General features: G+C 66.2%; 7 protein-coding genes. 2 read left to right on the top strand and 5 right to left on the bottom strand.

The genetic code is table 11. From position 1 onward, the window contains the following. Positions 1 to 414: 414 nt before the first annotated feature. Complete coding sequence (locus tag D4Q52_RS24275; RefSeq protein ID WP_234831316.1) at positions 415 to 1,380, bottom strand: CarD family transcriptional regulator; 966 nt, start codon at positions 1,378 to 1,380, stop codon at positions 415 to 417. On the opposite strand from D4Q52_RS24275, the gene D4Q52_RS26610 reads away from it, so the two are divergent. Next, on the top strand, positions 1,298 to 1,576 hold the full coding sequence (locus D4Q52_RS26610) for a hypothetical protein (protein ID WP_182915436.1): 279 nt from the start codon (positions 1,298 to 1,300) through the stop codon (positions 1,574 to 1,576). The genes D4Q52_RS24275 and D4Q52_RS26610 overlap by 83 nt on opposite strands. Before the next feature lie 198 nt (positions 1,577 to 1,774). Here the strand turns inward: D4Q52_RS26610 and fdxA are convergent, their stop codons facing one another. The 4 genes from fdxA to D4Q52_RS24255 form a co-directional block, all read right to left on the bottom strand. Beyond that, positions 1,775 to 2,113 (bottom strand): ferredoxin FdxA, encoded by a 339-nt coding sequence (gene fdxA, locus D4Q52_RS24270; RefSeq protein ID WP_119859151.1) that lies wholly within the window; start codon positions 2,111 to 2,113, stop codon positions 1,775 to 1,777. Positions 2,114 to 2,187: 74 nt separating this feature from the next. Continuing rightward, the gene (locus D4Q52_RS24265) at positions 2,188 to 2,457 is read right to left on the bottom strand and encodes an RNA-binding S4 domain-containing protein (protein ID WP_119859150.1); all 270 of its coding nucleotides are present in this window, start codon (positions 2,455 to 2,457) and stop codon (positions 2,188 to 2,190) included. Between the two features lie 39 nt (positions 2,458 to 2,496). Then, on the bottom strand, positions 2,497 to 5,865 hold the full coding sequence (locus D4Q52_RS24260) for a helicase-related protein (RefSeq protein ID WP_119859149.1): 3,369 nt from the start codon (positions 5,863 to 5,865) through the stop codon (positions 2,497 to 2,499). 312 nt (positions 5,866 to 6,177) lie between these two features. Then, positions 6,178 to 6,981, bottom strand: coding sequence for a DUF3108 domain-containing protein (locus D4Q52_RS24255; RefSeq protein ID WP_119859148.1), 804 nt, complete (start codon positions 6,979 to 6,981; stop codon positions 6,178 to 6,180). 416 nt (positions 6,982 to 7,397) lie between these two features. On the opposite strand from D4Q52_RS24255, the gene rpmB reads away from it, so the two are divergent. Further along, positions 7,398 to 7,703, top strand: coding sequence for a 50S ribosomal protein L28 (rpmB, locus tag D4Q52_RS24250; RefSeq protein WP_119859147.1), 306 nt, complete (start codon positions 7,398 to 7,400; stop codon positions 7,701 to 7,703). Positions 7,704 to 7,901: the final 198 nt, after the last annotated feature.

Here is a 7,901-nt window from a genome sequence, read left to right as displayed (position 1 = left end):
CCCCCCCCCCCGCCCCCCCCCCCCCCCCCCCCCCCACCCCCCCCCCCCACCCCCCCCCCCCCCCCCCCCCCCCCCCCCCCCCCCCCCCCCCCCCCCCACCCCCCACCCCCCCCCCCCCCCCCCCCCCCCCCCCCCCCGCGGGGGGGGGGGGGGGCCCCCCCGCGCGGGGGGGGGGGGGGGCCCGCGAAGAGTTCATCCGCTGTGCCCGCCGCTCACCCCACCCCGGTCCGCATCTGGCTGCGCGAGTTGCGGACCGACCCTCCCCCTCCAGGGGAGGGTGAAGAAGGTGCCGTCGTGCCGGGCCAAGCGGATTTCCTTCTCCCAATCGAGGTCGCGTCTTGAAGATCAAAGACCTCACAAACAAAAAAGGCCCGGCTTGCGCCGGGCCTGATCTGGTGGTCGATGCGATGCGGCTCAGGCCGCTTCGTCGGTGACGGTGTCGTCGCCATCGGCGTCGAGATCGCCGTCCGCGTCGGCTTCGCCCTCGGCGTCCGCCTTGGCGCCGCGGCGCGGGCTCTTGGCGAGCTGGCCTTCGACTTCCTTGATGGCTTCGGTCTCGGTGACCTGCTGGACGACTGCGATTTCGCGCGACAGCCGGTCGAGCGCCGCTTCATAGAGCTGGCGTTCGCTGTAGGACTGCTCCGGCTGCGACTCCGAGCGATACAGGTCGCGCACCACCTCGGCGATCGCAACGATGTCGCCGGAGTTGATCTTCGCTTCGTATTCCTGAGCGCGGCGCGACCACATCGTGCGCTTGACGCGGGCGCGGCCCTTCAGGGTCTCCAGCGCCTTCTTGACCAGCGCCGGGTCCGACAGCTTGCGCATGCCGACATTGGCGACCTTGGCGGTCGGCACCCGCAGCGTCATCTTGTCCTTGATGAAATTGATGACGAACAGTTCGAGCTTGGCGCCCGCGATTTCTTGTTCCTCGATCGCCAGGATCTGGCCGACGCCATGCGCCGGATAGACCACGAACTCGTTGGCCTTGAAGCCCTGACGCTGGGTCACGGCCTTCTTCGGCTCTTCGGCCTTCGGAGCGGGCGCCGGCTTCGCAGCCGCCGGCTTCACCTCCGGCTTCGCAGCCGCCTTCGGCGCGGCGGGCGCGGCCGGTGCAGCGACGGAAGGCTTGGCGGCGGACTTGGCGGCAGGTTTAGCGGAGGCAGCCTTGGTCACGGTCGCCGCGGCGTCGGGTTTCGCAGTCTTGGATGGCATTGCACTTCTTTTGGTTTTCGAGGACTTGAGGGCCGTCACCGGTGCGGCTTGAGCCTTCGCGGTGGAACCCTTAGCGGTTGCGACCTTGGCGGCGCTCGCTTTCGCGCTCGGCGCCTTGGCGGCCAGTGACTTCGAAACCGAAGTCTTCGATGAGGCAGGCTTCGACACTGAAGCCTTGGAAATCGTCGATTTGGACCCCGCGGTCTTGGTGGTCCGCGGGTCCTTGGAAGAAGTACGGGATCGGCTATTGGTTGCGCTGCGGCTGCCAGCGTGCTTGGCACCCTTCGAGGAAGCACTCATTTTACGCGTTTTCTGTGACACAGCCTGCGCGTGGAACCGCCACGCCCCTGTTGGTTGTTTTTGACGGGATCCCTTCCCGGCCGCAAAAACGGCATGCCGAGTGTGTAGAATGTGCCAAATATAGCACATTTCCCGCAAAAATCAATGATTTATGACGAATCGGCCCGGTACCGTTGCGGTGCCGGGTCGACTGATCATCAACAGGGTTAAGCAGTGTCTGAAAACCGCGTCCGTCGATACGATCGGACGAGAGGTTGTGGGCTCAGTCGCCGGTGCCGGGTTCCTTCGAGAAGAACTTCTCGAACTTGCCTTCCTGGCCATCGAACTGCTTGGCTTCTTCCGGCGCGTCTTTCTTCTGGGTCAAATTCGGCCAGGTCTTGGCGTATTCCGAATTCAGCTCGAGCCACTTCTCAAGACCCGGCTCGGTGTCGGGCTTGATCGCATCGGCCGGGCACTCGGGCTCGCACACGCCGCAATCGATGCATTCGTCCGGATGGATGACCAGCATATTCTCGCCCTCGTAGAAGCAATCGACGGGGCAGACTTCAACGCAATCGGTGTATTTGCACTTGATGCAGTTTTCAGTGACGACGTAAGTCATCCGAAGCTCCGGAACGGTTCTAATTTTGAGTGTTTGCGTACCGCAGGTGTCCAACAGCCGCAAGGTGAAGATGCCTAGTCCCGTGGCACTTCGAGATCGGCATAAAGTCCAGTAACCGAGGTCGCGTCCCCGCGGCGCTCGGCAAATCCAATCACTTTCAGCACCCGCACGCTACGATCCAGCGCAATCGTCACGACGTCGCCGACCTTGATGCCGTGACCCGGGGAGGTCTCGCGGGTGCCGTTGATGCGGACGTGGCCGCTTTCCACCAAGGCGGCCGCCGAGCTGCGGGCCCTGACGACCCGCGCATGCCACAGCCATTTGTCGAGACGCTGCCGCTCCACGCACCACCCAGGTTCGGCCGCGCCGGCGCGCGGCGTGACTTAGTCCTTGCGGCCGGCCAGCTGCTCCTTCAGCGCAGCAAGCTTGGCGAACGGCGAATTCGGATCGATCGGCCGATCGCGTTCACGCGGTGGCGCGCTGGAATGCACCTGGCGGTGCGAGCCGCCGCCCTGATTGTCACGACCACCCTTGCCGCCCTGAAACTTGTCGCGGCCCTTGAAGCGTTCGCGCGGCGGCCGGCCTTCGCCCTGCGCCTCGCGGCGCGGAGCGCCGTCGCCACCTTCACGACGATCGCGGCGGAAGTCACCCTTGCCGCGGCGGCCGCCTTGATCCGGCCGGTCCTGACGCGCGCCGGCTTCGCCGTCGGCATTGGCCTGACCACCCTGACCTTGCTGCGCGCGGTGATGCGGACGCTTGTTGCGGTCGTGACGCGGACGATGCTCGTCCGAACGGCCGCCCGGCCGCCAGACTTCGATCAGATCGGGTTGCGGCTTGGCTTCGGCGACCGCAGCGGCCTCAGTTGCGGGCGCTTCAGCAGCCGTGGCTTCAGCAGCGGGCGCTTCGGCTGTCGCCGTATCGGCGGGCGCCGCCTCGGTAGCAGCAGCCTCGGGAGCTAAGGCTTCGGCCGCCGAGCTGTCGGCCGCAGCGGCTTCGCCGGCCGTTGCATCCGCTTCGGTCAGCGCGGCGACCTCAGACGAGTTCGCTTCGGCGGGCACGGCGTCGACCGGCTCTCCGGCCGCAGGCTCCTGCGCCGCGGGTTCAGCAGCGGCCTCTGCTTGATCGGCAGGCGCGGCCTCGGGGGCGGCTTCCGGCGCCTCGGGCGTTGCCACGGATTCGAACGCGATCGCGCCGGCCAGAATGGCGTGGTCTTCGGCTGAGAGCGCGGTGTCGGCCACAGGTGCGGCCTCGACCGGCGCCGGCTGCGGCGCTGGGGCCTGCGGCAGCGGCGGCCGCTTCTCCATGCGATAGCCGAGCGCCTTCAGGATCGAGGCGAAATCTTCGCCGGCCGAGCCGGTCAGCGACGTCATCGCCTGGGTGACGACGAAGCTGCGGCCGTCGAACGCGCCGGCCGGTTTCTCGCCCGGCGCGCCTTCACGCCAGGCCAGCGCCGGACGGATCAGGTCGGCCAATCGCTCCAGGATGTCGACCCGCACGGCGCGCTCGCCGCACAGCTTGTAGCCGAGCGTCCGATAGGCATCGCGATCCAGCGCCTTGTCGACCGGGAACGAGGTGCGTCCGCTGCTGGCCAGATGCTGCGCGCCGGACAGCGCCGACAGGTCGACGTTGTCGAGCTTCTGCGCCCACAGCAGCGACGCCAGCGCGCGCGCCGCCGGCTTCAGCAGCGACGGGATGTAGATGTGATAGGCGCCGAACCGCACGCCGTATTTGCGCAGCGTGGCGCGCGACGGCTGGTCGAGATCCTTCATCTCGGACGCGATCTTGCTGCGCTCGATCACCCCCAGCGACTCGATCAGCTGAAACGCGATGCCGCGGCCGATGCCGGTGATGTCCTCGGCCTTGCCGAGTTCGAACAGCGGTCCGAGGATCTTCTCGATATGGGTCTTGAGCCAGAGATCGAGCCGGGTCTGCACGGCTTCGCGCGAGGCGCCGGCCAGACGATCGTCGGCGATGATGCGCAGTCGCGGCCGCAACACGTCGTCGGAGCCGACCAGCCGCGCCACCGCGTCGCCGGTCCAGCGCACGATGCCTTCGGAGGTCAGCACGAATTGCTCGTCGGGCGCGCCCGACAGCTTCTCGGCGCGGGAGTCGATCTCACCGGCCAGGGCCTTCTGCGCGGTCGCCTGCAAGGCCTTCGCATCGGATCCCGCTTCGGCGGAATCCGGGGCGAAAGTAAAGCCGTCGAGACGACCGATCACATGTCCCTCGACGATGACCTCGCCGGTCTTACCAATTTCCGTATTCAACATCGTGTTTTCCCGCAGGCGGCGCATCAATACACTGGTCCGACGATCTACGAAACGTTCCGTAAGCCGTTCATGCAGCGCATCTGACAATTTATTTTCAATGTCGCGCGAAATGCCTTGCCAGTGTTCAGGATCGGCCAGCCAGTCGGCCCGGTTGGCGACGAAAGTCCATGTCCGGATCTGCGCGATCCGCGCCGACAGAGTATCGATGCCGCCGTCGGTCCGGTCCGCCTGGTCGACCTGCGCGGCGAACCATTCATCCGGAATACGCCCCTTTCGCATCAGGAAGCGGTACAGCGTCGTTACCAGTTCGGCGTGGGCCGCGGGTGCGATCTTGCGATAATCCGGGACCTGACAGACGTCCCATAGCCGCTCCACGGCAGCGGCGCCATGCGCCATCCCGCGCATTTCGCCATCGCGGGCGACGTGTTCGAGCACTCGAAGGTCTTCGGCGACCGGGGCGCGGGTCAATCCCTCCTGCCGCGGCGATTCAGCCAGCGACACCTGCAGGGCGCCAACCGAGCCGAAATTCAGCGCCGAATTACGCCATTGCAGCATCTTCACCGGCTCGAAGGCGTGGTTTTGCAGGTTATTGACCAGTTCGGGCTCGAACGGCGCACAGCGTCCGGTGGTGCCGAAGGTGCCGTCGCGGGTGGCACGGCCGGCGCGGCCGGCGATCTGGCCGAACTCGGACGGCGTCAGCCGGCGGAATTGATAGCCGTCGAATTTGCGGTCGGACGCGAAGGCGACGTGATCGACATCGAGATTGAGCCCCATCCCGATGGCGTCGGTGGCGACCAGATAATCGACGTCGCCGGACTGAAACATCGCCACCTGGGCGTTGCGGGTGCGCGGCGACAGCGAGCCGAGCACGACTGCGGCGCCGCCGTGCTGGCGCTTGATCAGTTCGGCGATGGCGTAAACTTCGTCGGCGGAGAACGCCACGATCGCGGTGCGCCGCGGCTGCCGGGTCAGCTTGCGGTCGCCGGCGAATTCGAGCTGAGACAGCCGCGGCCGGGTGACGACGCTGACGCCGGGCAGCAGCCGCTCGATGATCGGCCGCATCGTCGCGGCGCCGAGCAGCAGCGTTTCGTCGCGGCCGCGACGGTGCAGAATGCGGTCGGTGAAGACATGGCCGCGCTCGAGATCGGCGGCGATCTGGATTTCGTCGACGGCCAGAAACGACACGTCGAGATCCCGCGGCATCGCCTCGACGGTCGAGACCCAGAACCGCGCCTTGGGCGGCTTGATCTTTTCCTCGCCGGTGACGAGCGCGACGGCGCCCTCGCCGACCCGGTCGACGATCTTGTTATAGACCTCGCGCGCCAGCAGCCGCAGCGGCAGGCCGATCAGGCCCGACGGATGCGCCACCATCCGTTCGATCGCCAGATGGGTCTTGCCGGTATTGGTCGGGCCGAGCACTGCTGTAACGCCGGCGCCGGGCGCCCGGTCATTGGTAAACGGCGCGGAAAACCTGTTGGGCATTTGGACTGTGTTTCTGCGTGTCTGCGGTCAGAGATGTGTCACATTGCGACGCCGCGGCGCACGCCGGTTAAGCGGTGGAACGAGTCTGGAACGAAACGCGGCCGAATCGCAGACTCGCCAAGTTCAAGGTCGCTCCGCCGCAACATCTCGCGTTGCGCGAGACTTTTGGCCACCAGATCAGGGGGTGGCCGGAACATCAACGCCCGAAAACCCTGTGCTCCTGTGCGCCGTCATGCGTTCCGGGATTCCGGCGAGAGTCAACTGGATTCGAGGAACGCCCAAATGCACTGGCAGGCGGCGCGGTCGACTAGGCTACTGGGTCCGCGAGACCGCTTTCGGCGGCGTGGCGGTCGTGACGAACTGAGTGGCCTGCAGGACGGCGTTGCCGAGCGGTGTCGGTATCTTGAGCCTGAATGGCACCAGCACCCTCGTGCCCGCGACCGGCGCCAGCCAGACTTCCATGTTGCGCTGCTCGATCAGGTATTTGATCGCCGCGCGGTCGGGAATATAGCCGGAGATCGGGGTGAAGTAGATGCCGCAGACCAGCGCCGGGCCCTGATAGCCCTTCTCGGCCTTCACCATTTCGGTGCGCTTGTACTCCAGCCGTAAATCGTAGCGCATCCGGCCGTCGAAGATTGGCGTCGTCACCCGGCAGGAGTCCGGGTTCATCGGGTCGGCAGTGCCAGCCACCCGCAGAAACGAGCCGGTCATTGGATCGATGACGCCGCGCCGATGCGCGTCCGTCACCGGGATCCGGTCCGGGTCCGCCGGCGGTTCGGGTTCGATCAACGAGTCCTTCACGGCGCCGTTGGCCAATGTGATGCGGACCGTCTCGGTTTTCTTCGAGCTGGTGGTGGAGGCCTTGTAGTTCATCGGCATGAACTGGCCGCCCACGATACGGCCCTGAGCCTCGCCGCTGCCGTGGCCGCGGGAGAACGCCTGCATAACCCCCGAAGTGGCGCCGTTGGCGGCGGCCGCATAGCCGTCGTCGCTGATCTCGATTACCCAGGCGCCCTTGCCGACCTCGATGCCGGCCAGCGTCGCTTCGTAGCGGGCGTCGAGCTTGCCCTGGGCCGCGGCGGGAAGCGCGAGCACGAGGGTCGACAGCGCCGCCATCCTGGCGAGAAAACCGAGCTTCAGCGGCGAACCGCTCGGCTGCCGACGAAGGCAACTGCTGACGGAAATGTTCACTCAGGTCGTCCTGCCTGGCGGCCGCGGCGCGCCGTTCATCCGGTGGTCGATCGGCAACCGGTCCACTCATCGTTTCGGAATTGAATGCGTCGTTTATATGATGGTAGATTGTTGATCGAGCGTTGCAAATCAATGGCTGGCGTCAATGCTGGCGGGGCCTGTTCAATGGCTGGCGGCGCCTGCGCGGGCCCTCGCTGGCTGGCAAAATACCTTCATCGGCGGCTGCCCTGGGTTGACGCTGGACGCAAGCCCGCTTATAGGTCCGCGGTTCCTGAAATGGACCGTCGATAGACCCCCCGCGCCTGCTAAGAGGCAGGCGGGGATGACAAAGGATTTTCGCCATGTCCCGGCGCTGCGAACTGACCGCCAAGGGTGCCCAGACCGGCCACAAGGTCAGCCACTCGAACATCAAGACCAAGCGGCGTTTTCTGCCCAATCTGGTCAACGTCACGTTTTTGTCCGACGCGCTCGGCCGCCCGGTGCGGCTGCGGGTGTCGACCAACGCGCTGAAGAGCGTCGATCACCGCGGTGGTCTGGACGCCTTCCTGCTCAAGGCGAGCGTCGACGAGCTGTCGCCGAAGGCCGCCGAGCTGAAGCGCGCGATCGCCAAGAAGAAGGCCGGCGAGCCGGTCGCCGTCGCGAGCTGAGCAGCCGCTCAGCGCGATTACCTATCGGCGATCCTGATTTCGGACGGCCGGGTTGAAAGACCCGGCCGTTTCGTTTGCGTGGAGTAAGCGGTTGCCAGCGTTTCTGTGGGTCTTCATCCGACCTTAGTTGAGACACGTAGTGTTCCGAGGTGACGGGTCCGGCAGCACACGCAAAAGCTGCTAGAATCACCGACGTGT

This window comes from Rhodopseudomonas palustris, from assembly GCF_003591005.1.
In the GTDB taxonomy this organism is placed as follows: Bacteria; Pseudomonadota; Alphaproteobacteria; order Rhizobiales; family Xanthobacteraceae; genus Rhodopseudomonas; species Rhodopseudomonas palustris_K.
This window is presented reverse-complemented; position numbering and strand designations above follow the sequence as displayed.

What these genes read in the sequence shown, in the direction of transcription:
- fdxA (WP_119859151.1), bottom strand. Translation starts at nt 2,113, where the DNA reads ATGACTTACGTCGTCACTGAAAACTGCATCAAGTGCAAATACACCGAT.
- D4Q52_RS24260 (WP_119859149.1), bottom strand. Translation starts at nt 5,865, where the DNA reads ATGCCCAACAGGTTTTCCGCGCCGTTTACCAATGACCGGGCGCCCGGC.
- D4Q52_RS24255 (WP_119859148.1), bottom strand. Translation starts at nt 6,981, where the DNA reads ATGGCGGCGCTGTCGACCCTCGTGCTCGCGCTTCCCGCCGCGGCCCAG.
- rpmB (WP_119859147.1), top strand. Translation starts at nt 7,398, where the DNA reads ATGTCCCGGCGCTGCGAACTGACCGCCAAGGGTGCCCAGACCGGCCAC.